Origin of the sequence: Exiguobacterium oxidotolerans JCM 12280 (assembly GCF_000702625.1) — a bacterium.
GTDB lineage: Bacteria > Bacillota > Bacilli > Exiguobacteriales > Exiguobacteriaceae > Exiguobacterium_A > Exiguobacterium_A oxidotolerans.
This window is the reverse complement of sequence record NZ_JNIS01000001.1, coordinates 900,424-916,052: the sequence shown is the minus strand read 5'-3', so window position 1 is coordinate 916,052 and position 15,629 is coordinate 900,424. Positions and strand designations below refer to the sequence as shown.

15 protein-coding genes are annotated in these 15,629 nt (G+C 49.5%); 14 read left to right on the top strand and 1 reads right to left on the bottom strand.

What is annotated here, in order from left to right:
- The first annotated feature begins 37 nt into the window (after positions 1–37).
- From P403_RS0104700 to eno, 4 genes are all read left to right on the top strand, one after another.
- On the top strand, positions 38–1,222 hold the full coding sequence (locus P403_RS0104700; protein WP_029331351.1) for a phosphoglycerate kinase: 1,185 nt from the start codon (positions 38–40) through the stop codon (positions 1,220–1,222).
- A gap of 29 nt (positions 1,223–1,251) precedes the next feature.
- A complete protein-coding gene (tpiA, locus tag P403_RS0104695) occupies positions 1,252–2,004 on the top strand; it encodes a triose-phosphate isomerase (protein ID WP_029331349.1) in 753 nt (250 codons plus the stop codon).
- The gene (gpmI, locus tag P403_RS0104690) at positions 2,005–3,552 is read left to right on the top strand and encodes a 2,3-bisphosphoglycerate-independent phosphoglycerate mutase (RefSeq protein ID WP_029331347.1); all 1,548 of its coding nucleotides are present in this window, start codon (positions 2,005–2,007) and stop codon (positions 3,550–3,552) included.
- Positions 3,553–3,622: 70 nt separating this feature from the next.
- The gene (gene eno / locus P403_RS0104685) at positions 3,623–4,915 is read left to right on the top strand and encodes a phosphopyruvate hydratase (RefSeq protein WP_023469213.1); all 1,293 of its coding nucleotides are present in this window, start codon (positions 3,623–3,625) and stop codon (positions 4,913–4,915) included.
- 482 nt (positions 4,916–5,397) lie between these two features.
- Here eno and P403_RS0104680 read toward each other — a convergent pair whose 3' ends face one another.
- The gene (locus P403_RS0104680) at positions 5,398–5,718 is read right to left on the bottom strand and encodes a hypothetical protein (RefSeq protein ID WP_029331345.1); all 321 of its coding nucleotides are present in this window, start codon (positions 5,716–5,718) and stop codon (positions 5,398–5,400) included.
- Positions 5,719–5,872: 154 nt separating this feature from the next.
- Between P403_RS0104680 and P403_RS0104675 the strand changes: the two genes are divergently transcribed.
- The 10 genes from P403_RS0104675 (at position 5,873) to rnr (ending at position 15,627) form a co-directional block, all read left to right on the top strand.
- Complete coding sequence (locus P403_RS0104675; RefSeq protein WP_029331344.1) at positions 5,873–6,205, top strand: hypothetical protein; 333 nt, start codon at positions 5,873–5,875, stop codon at positions 6,203–6,205.
- 180 nt (positions 6,206–6,385) lie between these two features.
- Positions 6,386–7,366, top strand: coding sequence for a LacI family DNA-binding transcriptional regulator (locus P403_RS0104670; RefSeq protein WP_029331343.1), 981 nt, complete (start codon positions 6,386–6,388; stop codon positions 7,364–7,366).
- Positions 7,363–8,241, top strand: coding sequence for a ribokinase (rbsK, locus tag P403_RS0104665; RefSeq protein WP_029331342.1), 879 nt, complete (start codon positions 7,363–7,365; stop codon positions 8,239–8,241). Before P403_RS0104670 ends, rbsK begins: the two co-directional genes overlap by 4 nt.
- A complete protein-coding gene (gene rbsD, locus P403_RS0104660; RefSeq protein ID WP_029331341.1) occupies positions 8,238–8,627 on the top strand; it encodes a D-ribose pyranase in 390 nt (129 codons plus the stop codon). The genes rbsK and rbsD overlap by 4 nt, the downstream gene beginning before the upstream one ends.
- Positions 8,628–8,639: 12 nt before the next feature.
- Positions 8,640–10,118: a sugar ABC transporter ATP-binding protein gene (locus P403_RS0104655; protein ID WP_029331340.1), complete on the top strand. Its 1,479-nt coding sequence runs from the start codon at positions 8,640–8,642 to the stop codon at positions 10,116–10,118.
- 10 nt (positions 10,119–10,128) lie between these two features.
- The gene (gene rbsC, locus P403_RS0104650; protein WP_029331338.1) at positions 10,129–11,088 is read left to right on the top strand and encodes a ribose ABC transporter permease; all 960 of its coding nucleotides are present in this window, start codon (positions 10,129–10,131) and stop codon (positions 11,086–11,088) included.
- A gap of 30 nt (positions 11,089–11,118) precedes the next feature.
- Complete coding sequence (rbsB, locus tag P403_RS0104645) at positions 11,119–12,033, top strand: ribose ABC transporter substrate-binding protein RbsB (protein ID WP_029331336.1); 915 nt, start codon at positions 11,119–11,121, stop codon at positions 12,031–12,033.
- A gap of 146 nt (positions 12,034–12,179) precedes the next feature.
- Positions 12,180–12,413: a preprotein translocase subunit SecG gene (gene secG, locus P403_RS0104640; protein ID WP_029331335.1), complete on the top strand. Its 234-nt coding sequence runs from the start codon at positions 12,180–12,182 to the stop codon at positions 12,411–12,413.
- Positions 12,414–12,514: 101 nt separating this feature from the next.
- Positions 12,515–13,255 (top strand): alpha/beta hydrolase, encoded by a 741-nt coding sequence (locus P403_RS0104635; protein WP_029331334.1) that lies wholly within the window; start codon positions 12,515–12,517, stop codon positions 13,253–13,255.
- A gap of 14 nt (positions 13,256–13,269) precedes the next feature.
- Entirely contained in the window at positions 13,270–15,627 is a 2,358-nt protein-coding gene (gene rnr / locus P403_RS0104630; protein ID WP_029331332.1) for a ribonuclease R, read from the top strand.
- Positions 15,628–15,629 lie beyond the last annotated feature (2 nt).

Here is a 15,629-nt window from a genome sequence, read left to right as displayed (position 1 = left end):
AGCCCCTCACTATACGTATGAGACGGAGGACGAATGTATGAATAAGAAATCAATTCGCGACATCGATGTACAAGGTCAACGCGTGTTTACACGTGTCGACTTCAACGTACCACTAGAAGACGGTAAAATTACGGACGACACACGGATTCGTGCAGCACTTCCAACAATCAAACACTTGATGGAAGGCGGAGCGAAAGTCATTCTCGCTAGCCACATGGGACGTCCTAAAGGCGAAAAAAATCCTGAGTTCTCACTTGCACCAGTTGTAGAGCGCCTCAGCGAATTGCTTGGTAAAGACATCAAGCTCGTTGAAGAAGCATACGGCCCGGTCGCTGAAGAAGCGGTCAGCAAGCTCGAAGCAGGAGACGTTCTCGTTCTTGAAAACGTTCGTTTCTACCCTGGAGAAACAAAAAATGATGCTGAACTCGCTGAAGGATTTGCGAAACTCGCAGATATCTTCGTCAACGATGCATTCGGTGCAGCTCACCGTGCACATGCTTCTACAGAAGGAATCGCGCACCATGTCGATACTGCTGTAGCAGGATTGTTGATTGAAAAAGAACTTCAAGTTCTTGGGAAAGCGATCTCGAACCCGGATCGTCCGTTCACTGCAATCATCGGGGGATCGAAAGTAGCCGACAAAATCGGTGTCATCGATCACTTGCTTGATATCGTCGACACGTTGATCATCGGTGGGGGATTATCTTATACATTCCTCAAAGCTCAAGGTTATGAAGTCGGTACGTCACTTCTTGAAGTCGACAAAATCGACCAAGCGAAAGAATTCATGAAAAAAGCAGAAGACAAAGGCGTCAAGTTCTTAATGCCGGTCGACTGCATCATCACGAAGGAATTTGGCGAAGAAACATATGTAGGACCACGCGATATCGACAGTATCCCAGCGGATCACATGTCACTTGATATCGGACCAAAAACAGTCGAACTGTATGCGGAAGCAATCAAGAACTCGAAACTCGTCGTCTGGAATGGACCGATGGGCGTATTCGAACTTGATAAATACGCAAACGGAACGAAAGGTGTCGCTCAAGCACTTGCAGACAGCGACGCATACTCAATCATCGGTGGTGGGGATTCTGCTGCAGCAGCTGAGAAATTCGGTCTTGCAGACAAGATGAGCCATATCTCGACTGGTGGCGGAGCGAGCCTCGAGTTCATGGAAGGTAAAGCCCTTCCTGGTGTCGAAGCGCTTAACGACAAGTAATCCAATAGTTCACAAGGGAGTGTTTCTCAATGCGTAAACCAATCATCGCAGGTAACTGGAAGATGAATCTAACTCTGAAGGATGCAGTCGCATTCGCAGAAGAAGTAAAAGGCAAAGTACCAGCTTCATCGACTGTCGATGCTGCTGTCTGTGCACCAGCTGTATTCCTTGCTCATTTAACGGAAGCAGCAGCTGGAACTGATCTTAAAATCGGCGCTCAAAACATGTACGATCAAGAAAGTGGCGCATTCACAGGCGAAATCAGCCCTGTCATGCTAAAAGAGCTTGACGTGACATACGTCATCCTCGGTCACTCTGAACGTCGTGAGTACTTTGGTGAAACAGATGCATTCATCAACAGCAAAGCGAAAAAAGCGTTCGAGCACGGTCTCGTTCCAATCGTTTGTGTAGGTGAAACACTTGAAGAGCGCGAAGGCGGCAAGTTCGAAGACGTCATTCGTGAACAAACGACAAACAGCCTTAAAGGCTTGACTGTCGACCAAGTGAAAAATCTTGTTGTTGCATACGAGCCTGTCTGGGCAATCGGAACAGGTAAATCAGCGACAGAACAAGATGCACAAGATTCTTGTAAATTCGTTCGCGACGTCGTCGCTGCTGAATTCGGTACAGAAGCTGCAGAAGCAGTTCGTATCCAATACGGTGGTAGCGTCAAGCCAGAGAACGTCAAAGAATATATGGCTCAACCTGACATCGACGGAGCACTCGTTGGTGGAGCAAGTCTTGAGACAGGATCGTTCCTCAAACTGTTGGAGGCGATTTAAATGAAAAAACGTCCAGTCGCACTTATCATCCTTGATGGTTTCGGTATGCGTGATGAAGAATTCGGGAATGCTGTGACAGCAGCAAACAAACCGAACTTCGATCGCTTTTGGAACAAATATCCGCATACGTTGTTGAATGCGAAAGGGGAATACGTCGGTTTGCCTGAAGGTCAAATGGGGAACTCAGAAGTGGGTCACCTTAACATCGGGGCAGGTCGCGTCGTCTATCAATCGCTATCCCGAATCAACAATGCCGTCAAAGATCGCTCGTTCTTCTCGCGTCAAGCGATGAACGATGCGGCAGGTCACGTGAAGAAACATGATTCAGCACTCCATATCTTTGGTTTAGTATCTGACGGTGGAATCCACAGTCACATCAATCACTTGTATGCCGTTCTTGAATTCGCAAAACTTCACGAAATCGAAAAAGTTTACTTGCATGCCTTCACGGATGGCCGCGATTGTGATCCACAATCGGGTGCTGGTTTCCTCCGTGACGTACAAGCGAAAATGGACGAACTTCACGTTGGTCAATTCGCAAGTATCTCTGGGCGTTATTATGCAATGGACCGCGACAACCGTTGGGAGCGCGTCAAGAAAGTTTATGACGTCATCACATACGGTGAAGGCCCGACAACAAAAGACCCAATCGGCATGGTAGAAGAATCATATACGAAGGACGTTACGGACGAGTTCATCGAACCAACCGTCGTCGTGCAGGAAGACGGTACGCCAGTCGCACCGATCCACGACAACGATGCAATCATGTTCTTTAACTACCGCCCTGACCGTGCGATTCAACTGGCGAAGGTCTACAAAGAGAAAGCTGGATTCACAGGATTCGAACTTCCGGACAATGCACCGAAGAACCTGCTGCTCGTCTCCATGACGAAGTACTCGGATGCGATTGATACGGATATCGTCTTCCCACCAGAAGACATCAAAAACACGCTTGGAGAAACGCTCTCGAAGCAAGGTTTAAAACAATTACGGATCGCGGAAACTGAAAAGTATCCACACGTCACGTTCTTCTTCAACGGACAGCGTGAAGAACCGTATGAAGGCGAAGATCGTATCTTAATCCCGTCGCCGAAAGTCGCAACATACGACTTACAACCAGAGATGAGCATTTATGAAGTAACGGATGCGCTTGTTGAAGCGATCAATTCCGACAAACATGATGCCATCATCCTGAACTTCGCGAACCCGGACATGGTCGGTCACTCGGGCATGCTCGAACCGACAATCAAGGCAATCGAAGCAGTTGATGAATGTCTCGGTAAAGTCGTTGACTTGATCATCAGCAAAGGTGGCGCAGCAATCGTGACTGCTGACCACGGAAATGCCGATAAAGTGCTCAATAAAGATGGCAGCAAGATGACGGCCCATACGACAGAACCGGTACCATGTATCGTGACAGTCGAAGACGTCGAGCTTCTCGAGCCACTTACAGGCGCATTAGCGGATTTAGCACCAACATTACTTGATCTACTTGGCGCAGATCAGCCGTCAGAAATGACGGGTAAATCCATCGTACTAAAGAAATAATCCCGTCGATGGAATAAACGTCTAACAAAGCAACACACACTATTTTTTCAACTAAAAGGAGCGAATTTAAATGTCAATGATTACAGAGATTTATGCACGCGAGATTCTTGACTCACGCGGTAACCCAACAGTAGAAGTAGAAGTATATACAGAAGACGGCGGCTTTGGTCGCGCACTCGTCCCATCAGGCGCATCAACTGGTGAGCACGAAGCAGTAGAACTTCGTGACGGCGACAAAGCACGTTACCTCGGTAAAGGTGTCTTGAAAGCAGTTGACAACGTCAACGAAAAAATCGCACCTGAAATCATCGGTTACGATGTCTTCGACCAAGCGGGAATCGACAAAAAAATGATCGATCTCGACGGAACAAAAAACAAAGGTAACTTCGGTGCTAACGCAATTCTTGGTGTTTCGATGGCTGCTGCTCGTGCTGCTGCAGATGAGCTTGGACTTCCACTTTACACGTACCTCGGTGGATTCAACGCGAAAACACTTCCAACTCCAATGATGAACATCATCAACGGTGGATCACACGCTGACAACAACGTTGACTTCCAAGAGTTCATGATCATGCCTGTTGGAGCTCCAACATTCAAAGAAGCACTTCGTATGGGTGCTGAAATCTTCCACGCGTTGAAATCAGTTCTTAGTGGAATGGGTCTTAACACAGCAGTTGGTGACGAGGGTGGATTCGCTCCAAACTTGAAATCAAACGAAGAAGCAATCACAGTTATCCTTGAAGCAATCGAAAAAGCTGGCTACAAAGCAGGCGAGGATGTTTACCTTGCAATGGACGTCGCTTCTTCTGAGTTCTACGACAAAGCAGCTGGAACATACAACCTCGCTGGCGAAGGCAAAGTCCTTTCTACAGAAGAGCTTGTTGAATTCTACGCACAACTCGTCGACAAATACCCAATCATCTCAATCGAAGATGGCTGTGACGAAAACGACTGGGATGGCCACAAACTTCTCACAGATCGTATCGGACACAAAGTTCAACTCGTTGGGGATGACTTGTTCGTAACAAACACAGAAAAACTTGCTGAAGGTATCGAAAAAGGAATCGCAAACTCGATCCTCATCAAAGTTAACCAAATCGGTACGTTGACTGAAACATTCGACGCAATCGAAATGGCTAAAAAAGCTGGTTACACAGCAGTTGTTTCTCACCGTTCTGGTGAAACAGAAGATTCAACGATCGCTGACATCGCTGTTGCGACAAACGCTGGTCAAATCAAAACAGGTTCACTTTCACGTACAGACCGTATCGCGAAATACAACCAACTTCTCCGCATCGAAGACATGCTTTCAGACGTTGCTGTCTACGACGGAATCAAATCATTCTACAACCTCAAGAAGTAATTTACGGATTGAGTCGACAGTCTCTCGCTTAGCGAGGGGCTGTTTTTTTGTCCTGTAGTTTAAAAACAAAACCGATTCACTAGCTTTCCTAAGGGGGGGAGACGGGATCACACTTATTTCACGCACTTTCCTCAGGCGAGACACAAGCCAGTTTCCCTGCCTCTTGTAGGCAGGAAATCGGGTCTTGTTTGTCTCTGACAGCGCAAGCAGGCTTGCACTTTTTCCTGTAGGAGTCGCATGAAATAAGTGACCCCCGTTTATAGGAAATAAGGAAAGTCATTCATAGCTCGACTTCTAAGGGAGAAGGAAGCGACGCTTCCGTCAGGGACAGGCGAGACCCGGAGATCTGAAAAGAGCTCCGCGGCTTGCGTCCCGCCCTAGAAAAGCGAGCGAATGAATGATTTTTTTGGTAAATGTAAAAAAACGAGATCCGACTCAATGTCGAATCCCGTAATATTAAAGTGAAATTTTACACTTTGAAATCAATCCTCGATAAACGTAACGAGGTAATGATACGGTGAATACAGTGGTGCTTTCGTGACAAAAAAATCGGGTAAATCGGTGTCGATGTCAAGATTACGCAAGGTCTCCGGATCCAGACATTCTTGAACAAGTCGCTTGATGTCACTGAGCAATTCATCATGAAGATTGGTTTCGACAGGAAATGATCGTTTTGCTCCATCTTTTAGCAACAAGACGACGGGAGGAAGGCCCCGCAGTAAATCGACTTCGAGTGGTTCTTCGTTATTTTTAAAAAAGTCATTTAAACAACTGACGACTTTCATCGAATATTCTTCTTTCATCAAAACCCCCAACTTTCTCTTATATCCTTGATTTAACTCCTATCCTCTACTTTAATTCCCTAAATTAAGCTAGGATATGCAGTCAAGTTGCATTCAATGCATTAATCGAATCAATAACCGGGTACAGAAGAAAGAACGGGGAGGGGGAAGAACTATGCTGTTTCGTTATTTATTTCTAGGAATGGAAACATCGATTGACGATATTCCGTTACGTATCATCTATTTCACGGAATTGATTCTATTCATCGGACTTTACCAAATCACGAGTCGTTTCTCACGACAAAGTTTAATCATCGGAACCATCCTGGGTGTCGGGGGATTGATTGCCTTACTACCGGGTGCGATTTATATCTTACGTTACAATCCGCAAGATGCCATCATCGATGTTACATTTTTGCTGATCTACTTATTCGAACCGCTCGCAATCCTCGCGTTCGTCATTGCGATCCTTCGAAGAGCTTTCAAAAAACGACACCAACACTCTTGAAAAGTACGGAAAACGTTCGTATGAAGCGTTTTTTCGTACTTTTTTGCTATGTATGGAGTTTTAGAAAGTAAGCGGAATAAAATAAATAAAATATATTTTACGGAAAACGGTTGATGTGTAACCGGTTACACAATATGATACATATTGTAAGCGTTATCAAAAGAAAGAGGTGGCGAAATCATGTCGACCATCCGGGAAGTAGCGAAAGTGGCAAATGTATCAGTCGCAACGGTATCACGCGTCATGAATGAAAAAGGATATGTCAGCGAAAAAGCGCGTGAGGCGGTGCTTCAAGCGGTTAAACAGCTTGATTATCGACCGAATCGTGTCGCCCGTTCCTTGTTTCAAAAACGATCAGGATTGATTGGATTGATCGTACCGGACATCACAAACCCTTATTTTCCCCAACTGGCACGTGCCGTCGAGGATATGGCACATAAGCATGGATACCAAGTGATTTTGTGTAACACGGATGAACAGTTTCAGAAAGAACAAGAATATATCCAGTCTCTCGAAGCGATGCATGTCGATGGATTGATCATTACGACGAACTACTCGAACAACCCGAACTATGAAACCATCGAAGTGCCAATCGTCGCACTCGACCGGGTGTTACAAGGAGCGATCCCGACCGTCACATCAAACGGATACGACGGCGGGAAGAAGGCAGCCCAATTTTTACTCAATCACGGAGCGGATGAACTCGTCGTCATCAGTGGGCCGTCAAAGTTACCGACGATCAAAAAACGCCGGGATGGTTTTGAAGAAGTCGCAGGAAAACATCTCGTCGCAAGCATCGAGTCACCGTTTCATTTTCAAGGCGCACTCGACGCGGCGAACTATTTGTTCGACCACTATACCTGTAACGGAATTTTTGCAGCGAACGATGTCATCGCAGCGGCAACGATTCAAGTCGCGGCAGAACGTGGGATTGCGATTCCTGAGCAACTGCAAGTCATCGGGTATGACGGAATCGAGCTCGGGCAAATGATTTCACCGCCACTGACGACGATCGCCCAGCCGATTTATCAGATGGGGGAACTGGCGGCGAAGTTGCTGATTCAACGAATTGAAGGAAAAGAAATCGCGGCCGTCCATCATGAGTTGACGGTCGAAGTCATCGAACGGGAAACGACGAAGCGGAAGGATGAACAAATATGAAACAAATCAGTGTAGTAGGGAGTATCTCGATGGACCTGGTCGTCGAAAGCGACCGTCGTCCGTTAGCGGGTGAAACAGTCATCGGCTCAGCGTTCCATACCGTCCCGGGTGGTAAGGGGGCGAATCAAGCAGTCGCGGTCGCCCGGCTCGGCGGGAGCGTCGAGATGGTCGGGTGCATCGGTGACGATGCGAGCGGTACAGCGATTCGCCAAAACTTTGAAGCGGAACACGTCGGGACGACGCACCTGCAGACGATCACGAACGAACGGACGGGGACGGCCCATATCACGCTCGCGGAAGGCGACAACTCGATCGTCGTCGTCCAGTCGGCGAACCTCGCCGTCGTCTATGACGAGAGCCAGCTCGACAGCTTGCTCGGTCAGACGGACATGATTTTATTACAGCTCGAAATTCCGCTCCAAACCGTCAAACAGGTGGCGCGTTACGGAAAAGAGCACGGTATTCCCGTTATCTTGAATCCGGCGCCAGCCATCGTCCTGGACGACGAGTTGCTCGCAGACGTGACATACCTGACACCAAACGAACATGAATGCGGTTTGATTTTTGGACAACAGCAACCGCTTGAACATTGGTTAAGTCAGTATCCGAATAAATTGATTGTGACCGAAGGCAGCCGGGGCGCCCGTTTTTATGACGGCGACGCGATTGTGACGGTCCCGGCGATTAAGACGGACGTCGTTGATACGACAGGGGCCGGTGATACGTTCAACGGGGCACTCGCTGTCGCGTTGACGGAAGGAAAGTCATTGACGGAAGCGATTCGCTTTGCGAACAAAGCGGCCGGTATGTCCGTTCGGGCGCTCGGTGCTCAAGGCGGCATGCCATCGCGGGAACAGATGGAGGTCGAAGCATGAAACGACACGGTATTTTGAACAGTCATATCAGTAAAGTCTTAGCAGATCTCGGTCATACCGATATGGTCGTCATCGCTGATTGTGGTTTACCGATTCCGACGGGCGTTGAGCGGATTGATTTAGCGCTCGAGCTCGGGACACCGGCGTTTGCCGACGTCTTGCGCGTCGTCGCGGACGACATGGCAGTCGAACAGGTGACACTCGCAACCGAAATCAAAGATGCGAACGAAGCGGCGCTCACTACGGTCAGTCAATTAAACGTGACGACGGAATACGTCTCGCACGAAGCGTTTAAAGAGCTGACGAAGCAGGCAAAAGTCATCATCCGGACAGGAGAAGCGACGCCTTACGCCAATGTAATTTTACACGCCGGTGTCATTTTTTAAGGGGGAAGCACGATGCACATTGAGATGACAGGAATCACAAAAGCGTTTGGTCCCGTGCCCGTCTTAAAGGGTGTCGACTTCGAACTTGCTACAGGTGAAATTCACGCCTTGATGGGTGAGAACGGAGCCGGTAAGTCAACGCTGATGAAAATCTTGACTGGTGTCCACAAAGCGGACGAGGGAACGATTCAAGTCGACGGTGTCGAACAACACTATAAAAATCCGAAACTGGCGGAAGAAGCGGGGATTGCCTTCATTCACCAGGAGTTAAACATCCTGCCTGATTTGACGGTGACGGAAAATCTGTTTCTCGGTCGTGAGTTGAAATCGCGCTTCGGTGTGTTGAAACAGGCGGAAATGAAACGGCTCGCCGAACGGGAACTGGCGGAACTAAACGTCTTCATGGATGTCAATCAACTGGCGCGGACGTTATCGGTCGGACAACAACAGATGATTGAAATTGCAAAAGCACTGATGACGCACGCAAAGGTCATCATCATGGATGAACCGACGGCCGCCTTGACGGAACGTGAGATTCGCGCCCTGTTCAGTGTCGCGACGGCGTTACGCGAGCAAGGCGTCTCGATTGTCTACATCTCGCACCGGATGGAAGAAATCTTCGAACTTTGTGACCGGATCACTGTCTTGCGGGACGGTGTCTCCGTCTCGACCCACCGGATTGCTGAGACATCATTTGAACAGATCGTCCGTGAAATGGTCGGACGCGAGATGGGTGAACGCTACCCGGAACGCAAGGTCACACACGGTGACACGGTCTTAGAAGTGACGGGAGCGACCGGAAAACGGTTCGAAGATGTTTCGTTTTCCGTCCGGGCCGGTGAAATCGTCGGCTTCTCCGGTTTGATGGGAGCGGGACGGACGGAAGTCATGCGTGGTCTGTTCGGTGTCGATCGCTTGAAGGCGGGAACAATCCGCTTAAACGGCAACGTCATCAATATCAAATCACCGCACGATGCGATCAAACAAGGACTTGGGTTCTTGACGGAAGATCGAAAAGGCGAGGGCTTGTTCCTCGACTTCTCACTCCGAGAGAACATCTCCTTACCGACGATCCGGTCGTTAGCGAAGTCGGGTGTCATCTCCAATCAGTCGGAGCGCCAGTTCGCGGAAGGCTATCTCAAGTCGTTATCCGTCCGTCACAGTTCGATGGATCAACCGGCGAAGTCGCTCTCCGGTGGGAACCAACAAAAGGTCGTCCTCGCGAAGTGGCTCGGGACGAAACCGGATGTCTTGATCCTCGACGAACCGACACGTGGTGTCGACGTCGGGGCGAAAAAAGAAATTTACCTGATCATGAATGAGCTCGCCGCGTCTGGTGTCGCGATCATCATGATCAGTTCCGACCTCCCGGAGATTCTCGGGATGAGTGACCGTGTCTACGTGATGCGGGAGGGGCAAGTGAGCGGAATGCTCGAACAACAAGAGGCGACGCAAGAAAGTATCATGACACTTGCGACAGGAGGACAATGACATGGAATTGATGCAAGGGAAACTGACGGAAAAGAAACCACGTCGGCTCGGAATCGGGCAGAAGCTCGGTCCGCTCGCCGGACTGTTCGCGATCGTGCTCGTCGTATCGATTATGGAACCGGACTTTTTAACACTCAATAACTTATTCAACATTTTACGCCAAGTGTCGATCAACGCCTTGATTGCCTTCGGGATGACGTTCGTCATCTTGACGGGCGGAATTGATTTATCGGTCGGTTCGATTCTCGCCTTATCGTCGGCGTTCGTCGCCGGACTGATGACGGATGGAACGTCAGCCATTATTGCCGTGCTCGCCGGACTGATCGTCGGTGCTATCATGGGTGCGTTAAACGGCATGGTCATCTCACTCGGGAAAGTCGCACCGTTCATCGCGACACTGGCGACGATGACGATCTTCCGTGGCTTGACGCTCGTCTATACGGACGGACGACCCATCACGGGACTCGGGCAAGGGGGATGGTTTGAATTATTCGGTCGGGGTTACTTCTGGATCTTCCCTGTACCGGTCGTCACGATGTTAATCGCCTTCGCGGTCCTTTACTTCATCTTGAAGAAAACGACGTTCGGGCGTTACACATATGCCATTGGTGGGAATGAAGAAGCGGCAAAATTGATGGGGATTCAAGTCAACAAAGTCAAAATCATGATTTACTCGCTATCCGGCTTGATGGCAGCACTTGCCGGTATCATCCTGACGTCACGCCTCAACTCGGCACAACCGACAGCAGGAACATCGTATGAACTCGACGCGATCGCAGCCGTCGTCCTCGGTGGGACAAGTTTATCCGGGGGTCGCGGTTGGATCGTCGGAACATTGATTGGAGCCTTGATCATCGGAACACTCAACAACGGTTTGAACTTACTTGGTGTGTCATCGTTCTTCCAACTTGTCGTCAAAGGACTCGTCATCCTGTTCGCCGTCCTCGCAGACCGGAAACAAACGACGTAATCTCACACATTTTGAAGGAGGAAATTACAGATGAAAAAATTACTCGCACTCGTCATGATGGCATTGATGGTCTTCGCAGCCGCGTGTTCGACAGAGCAACCAGGCAGCGACACGGAAAAAGAGAAGAAGACAAAGGACTTTAAGATTGGTCTCTCAATCTCGACATTAAACAACCCGTTCTTCGTTTCACTCAAAGATGGTGCCGAAGAAGAAGCAAAAGCACAAGGGGCAACACTGCAAGTCGCCGATGCACAAGATGATGCGGCAAAACAAGCAAGCGACATCGAAGACATGATTCAGAAAAAAGTTGATCTCATCTTGATCAACCCAACCGATTCAGCAGCCGTTGGTGCGGCCGTCCAAACAGCAAACGATGCAAACATCCCGGTCATCACAGTCGACCGGAACGCAGAAGCCGGTGACGTCATCGCCCACATCGCGTCGGATAATGTCGCAGGTGGAAAACAAGCCGGTGAATACATGATCGAACTCGTCGGCGACAAAGCAAAAGTCGTTGAACTCGAAGGAATTCCAGGTGCGTCAGCAACTCGTGACCGTGGCGAAGGCTTCCACGCGGCAGTTGACGGGAAACTGGACGTCGTTGCGAAACAATCAGCAAACTTCGACCGGGCAAAAGGTCTGTCGGTCATGGAAAACATTCTTCAAAACAACAAAGACATCAAAGCAGTCTTCGCCCACAATGACGAAATGGCACTCGGTGCGGTCGAAGCATTGAAAGCAGCCGGGATGGAAGATGTCAAAGTCATCGGATTTGACGCGACAGACGATGCTGTCAAAGCCGTTAAAGATGGCAAGATGGCAGGAACAGTTGCGCAAAAACCGACAGAAATCGGGAAGATGGGCATCGAGACAGCAGTCAAACACTTGAAAGGCGAGACAGTCGACAAGAACATTCCAGTCGAACTCGATCTCATCAAACAATAAGTCTTCTATCATCAGTCGCGCTGGAGCAATCCTTGAGCGACTGATGTTTTTTTGCAGGAACTGGAATCCGTTAAATCTATTCCTTGTTCCCGTACCTGTTTTTCTCTATAATGAAAGAAGCGTATATTATTGAAGGAGGATCATCGATGATCATTCATAACGTGGCTCTTGTCGGCCTCATCGTCGTTTCCGTTCTTCTCATCATCGTCGTTCTCTTGATGTCAGGCCGTACGGCTGGACTCGGAGCATTAACTGGTGGGGCAGAACAATTATTTGGTCGCCAAAAAGCTCGTGGCTTGGATGCGGTCCTGAATCGTGTGGCATCTGTTTTAGGAGCATTATTCTTTATTTTGGCGTTACTCGTCGCTTTTTATAAGTGAGTATTGAAACGACAGCCGTACGTTTGCGCTGTCGTTTTTTCTTGTTTTCTCGATTTCTAAATTTTCATTTTGGGGTATAGAGTTAGAGGGGGAATCATTTTATGAAAATTACATTACCAAAACCATTCTTTTTTGAAGCCGGCAAACGGGCCGTCTTGCTGTTACACGGCTTCACGGGATCGAGTGCCGATGTCCGGATCCTCGGTCGTTACCTGCAAAAACAGGGCTATACATCACTCGCCCCACAATATAAAGGGCACGCTGCCCCACCCGAAGAGCTGACGAAGACTGGGCCAGCCGACTGGTGGCAGGACGTCCTCGACGGGTACGAAGAGCTCGTCGCGAAAGGGTACGACGAAATCGCCGTCTGCGGATTATCGCTTGGTGGCGTCATGTCACTGAAACTGTCGATGAACCGTCCCGTCAAAGCGGTCATTCCGATGTGCGCACCCGCCTATATTAAAAGTGAAGACGTCATGTATGCAGGCGTTACCGAGTACGCTATCGAATTTAAGAAACGAGAAGGAAAATCACCGGAACAAATCGAACAAGAAATGGCAGCGTTCGAACCGATGCCGACTTTAAAAGATTTACAAGCGTTGCTGAAAGACACACGCGATTCACTTGAAGATGTCTATGCACCGACACTCGTCGTCCAGGCCCGCAATGATCATATGATCAACACGGACTCGGCCAACATCATTCATGATGGTGTCAGTGCCTTCCAAAAAGAGCTGATCTGGTATGAGAACTCAGGTCATGTCATTACGCTCGACAAAGAAAAAGATAAGCTCCACCGAGACATTCATGACTTTTTAGAATCGTTGAACTGGAGTAATTAACTGGAGGTGTCACGTTGGAATTACGTGAACGAATACTCGAGGTCATCACGGCGGAAGAACGTCCGCTGTCGATCGATCAATTAACGAAAAAACTAGAACTAGCGGATACAACAGAATTCAAAGAATTGATCCGGACGTTGAACGCACTTGAAGAAGAGGCACTCGTCGCCCGGACCCGCTCGAACAAATACGGCACACTCGCCCAAATCGGGCAAGTCGCCGGGAAAATCTCCGTCCATCAACGCGGATTCGGATTCGTTTCACCAGAAGACGGTTCAGCAGGCTATATCTTCCTGCCGGCACCGGAACTCGGTAACGTCTATAACGGCGACCGTGTCCTCGTCAAAGTCTTTGCCGAATCAAACGGCGGCGACCGCCGCGAAGGCAAGCTGCTGAAGATTCTCTCACGCGGACCGGCTGATTTCGTCGGGACGTTCGTCAGTCCTAAAGGACGGATTGAATCGATCGCCTACATCGAGCCGGATGATTCGAAGCTGACGTTCCTGCCGGTCGTCGCGGACGAAGATACGCTCGGTGCCGTCGACGGCCATAAAGTCCTCGCCCGGATCACGAAGTACCCGGACGGCCGTTACGCGGGAACTGCTAAAGTCCTGCAAATCATCGGGCATAAAAATGACCCGGGTGTCGATATCCTATCGATCGTCCACAAGCACGGCATCAACGTCGACTTCTCGGACGCAGCGATTGCGGAAGCGAACAACATTCCCGATCAAATCGATGAGAAGGACCTCGTCGGTCGCGTCGACTTACGGAACGAAGTCACGGTCACGATTGACGGCGCGGACGCAAAAGACTTGGATGACGCCGTTCACGTCAAGAAACTTGCGAACGGCAACTATGAGCTTGGTGTCCACATCGCCGACGTCTCACACTACGTCAAGGAAGATTCACCGCTCGACGAAGAAGCACGCGAACGCGGAACGAGTGTCTATCTCGTCGACCGCGTCATTCCGATGATTCCGCACCGTCTGTCGAACGGGATTTGTTCACTGAACCCGCACGTCGATCGGTTGACGCTCAGCTGTATCATGGAAATCGATAAGAACGGTGCTGTTGTCAACCAAGAGATTTTACAGAGTGTCATCAAGACGACGGAACGGATGACGTATACCGATGTCCGGAAAATCATCGAACGCGAAGACGAAGAAGTGGTCGCGAAATATCACGATCTCGTCGACAACTTCGATCAGATGGCGGAACTGGCTGCGATCCTCCGCGAACGCCGCTCGCGCCGTGGGGCGATTAACTTCGACTTCCCGGAAGCGAAGGTCCTCGTCAATGAAGAAGGCAAGACGAGCGAAATCATCTTACGCGAACGGTCGGTTGCTGAGAAGTTGATTGAAGAGTTCATGCTCGCAGCGAACGAAACAGTCGCCGAGCACGTCCAGCATCAAAAATTGCCGTTCATGTACCGGATCCACGATGAGCCGAAAGCAGAACGTCTCGATACGTTCTTCAAGTTCATCGCGAACTTCGGCATCAACGTCGAACGTAAAGGTGAGTCGGTCGCACCGAAGACACTGCAATCGATCCTGAACGCCGTTGAAGGCGAACCGGAAGAAGCCGTCGTCAGTACGGTCATGTTACGGTCGCTCCAACAAGCGAAATATGACGTCGAACCGATTGGTCACTTTGGTTTGTCGACTGATTTCTACACGCACTTCACGTCACCGATCCGCCGCTATCCCGACTTGATTGTCCACCGTCTCCTGCGCGAGTACATCATCTTTAATGATAAATCGCAAAAGACACAGGACCGTTACTCTGCGATTCTGCCGGAAATCGCCGACCACGCTTCAAAACGGGAACGCCGTGCCGTTGACGCGGAGCGGGAAACGAATGCCCTGAAGAAAGCCGAGTATATGGAACAACACATCGGCGAAACGTTTGAAGGGGTCGTCAGTGGCGTAACCAACTTTGGGATGTTCGTCGAATTGCCGAACACGATTGAAGGACTTGTTCACATCCAGGCGATGACGGATGACTTCTACCGTTACGACGAAGCGAACTATCAATTGATGGGCGAACGGACGAAACAACAGTTCCGGATCGGCGACGTCGTCGAGATTAAAGTCACCGGTGTCAACATTGATGAAAAAACGATCGACTTCGCAGTCGTCGGCATGCCGGAACGCCAACAGAAAAAACGCTTTGAGTCGAAGACGATCCGTTCAAGCGGCGGCCGTCCGGGACAAAAACGCGACGACAAGAAAGACGACCGTCGCGGAAAATCAAAACGTCCGGGCAAGCCGAAGGACCAGTCGAAAGGCAAAGGCTTTGCCGGGAAAGACAAGAAGGATAAACCGCCGTTCCATAAAGCGGTCTCGAATAAAAAACGGAAGCGCAAATAAGC

Bases quoted from the DNA above. Each gene is read 5' to 3' on its own strand.
- P403_RS0104700 (WP_029331351.1), top strand. From the start codon at position 38: ATGAATAAGAAATCAATTCGCGACATCGATGTACAAGGTCAACGCGTG.
- tpiA (WP_029331349.1), top strand. From the start codon at position 1,252: ATGCGTAAACCAATCATCGCAGGTAACTGGAAGATGAATCTAACTCTG.
- gpmI (WP_029331347.1), top strand. From the start codon at position 2,005: ATGAAAAAACGTCCAGTCGCACTTATCATCCTTGATGGTTTCGGTATG.
- eno (WP_023469213.1), top strand. From the start codon at position 3,623: ATGTCAATGATTACAGAGATTTATGCACGCGAGATTCTTGACTCACGC.
- P403_RS0104680 (WP_029331345.1), bottom strand. From the start codon at position 5,718: ATGAAAGAAGAATATTCGATGAAAGTCGTCAGTTGTTTAAATGACTTT.
- P403_RS0104675 (WP_029331344.1), top strand. From the start codon at position 5,873: ATGCTGTTTCGTTATTTATTTCTAGGAATGGAAACATCGATTGACGAT.
- P403_RS0104670 (WP_029331343.1), top strand. From the start codon at position 6,386: ATGTCGACCATCCGGGAAGTAGCGAAAGTGGCAAATGTATCAGTCGCA.
- rbsK (WP_029331342.1), top strand. From the start codon at position 7,363: ATGAAACAAATCAGTGTAGTAGGGAGTATCTCGATGGACCTGGTCGTC.
- rbsD (WP_029331341.1), top strand. From the start codon at position 8,238: ATGAAACGACACGGTATTTTGAACAGTCATATCAGTAAAGTCTTAGCA.
- P403_RS0104655 (WP_029331340.1), top strand. From the start codon at position 8,640: ATGCACATTGAGATGACAGGAATCACAAAAGCGTTTGGTCCCGTGCCC.
- rbsC (WP_029331338.1), top strand. From the start codon at position 10,129: ATGCAAGGGAAACTGACGGAAAAGAAACCACGTCGGCTCGGAATCGGG.
- rbsB (WP_029331336.1), top strand. From the start codon at position 11,119: ATGAAAAAATTACTCGCACTCGTCATGATGGCATTGATGGTCTTCGCA.
- secG (WP_029331335.1), top strand. From the start codon at position 12,180: ATGATCATTCATAACGTGGCTCTTGTCGGCCTCATCGTCGTTTCCGTT.
- P403_RS0104635 (WP_029331334.1), top strand. From the start codon at position 12,515: ATGAAAATTACATTACCAAAACCATTCTTTTTTGAAGCCGGCAAACGG.